Consider the following 1,007-nt stretch of genomic DNA (forward strand, 5'->3'; position numbering starts at 1 on the left):
TCCACGTTCTCCCGGGCCTCGTCGTCGAAGTACTGGACGGGCGGGGACTTCATGAAGTAGCTCGACGCGGAGAGGACCGGGCCGCCGATGCCGCGGTCCTTGGCGATCTTCGCGGCGCGCAGGGCGTCGATGATGACGCCGGCGGAGTTCGGGGAGTCCCAGACCTCGAGCTTGTACTCCAGGTTCAGCGGGACGTCGCCGAAGGCGCGGCCCTCCAGGCGGACGTAGGCCCACTTGCGGTCGTCGAGCCAGGCGACGTAGTCGGACGGGCCGATGTGGACGTTCTTCTCGCCGAGCTCGCGGTCGGGGATCTGCGAGGTGACGGCCTGCGTCTTGGAGATCTTCTTGGACTCCAGGCGCTCACGCTCGAGCATGTTCTTGAAGTCCATGTTGCCGCCGACGTTCAGCTGCATGGTGCGGTCCAGGACGACGCCCCGGTCCTCGAACAGCTTCGCCATGACCCGGTGCGTGATGGTGGCACCGACCTGCGACTTGATGTCGTCACCGACGATCGGGACGCCCGCCTCGGTGAACTTCTCCGCCCACTCCTTGGTGCCGGCGATGAAGACCGGGAGGGCGTTGACGAAGGCGACCTTCGCGTCGATGGCGCACTGGGCGTAGTACTTCGCCGCGTCCTCGGAACCCACCGGGAGGTAGCAGACGAGGACGTCGACCCGCTGGCCCCTGAGGACCTGGACGATGTCGACGGGCTCCTCGGCGGACTCCTCGATGGTGTCCCGGTAGTACTTGCCGAGGCCGTCGAGGGTGTGGCCGCGCTGCACGGTCACGCCGGTGCGCGGCACGTCACAGATCTTGATGGTGTTGTTCTCCGAGGCGCCGATGGCGTCGGCGAGGTCGAGGCCGACCTTCTTCGCGTCGACGTCGAAGGCGGCGACGAACTCGATGTCGCGGACGTGGTAGTCACCGAACTGCACGTGCATGAGGCCGGGCACCTTGGACGCCGGGTCGGCGTCCTTGTAGTACTCGACCCCCTGCACCAGCGACGC

1 protein-coding gene is annotated in these 1,007 nt (G+C 67.0%); it reads right to left on the minus strand.

All coding sequences use genetic code 11. From position 1 onward, the window contains the following. Positions 1-1,007, minus strand: a 1,007-nt coding sequence (locus IEZ04_RS34300; protein WP_189220913.1) for an inositol-3-phosphate synthase, incomplete at both ends; no start/stop codon positions are given.

It is taken from the genome of Streptomyces ruber (assembly GCF_014648075.1).
Taxonomy (GTDB): Bacteria; Actinomycetota; Actinomycetes; order Streptomycetales; family Streptomycetaceae; genus Streptomyces; species Streptomyces ruber.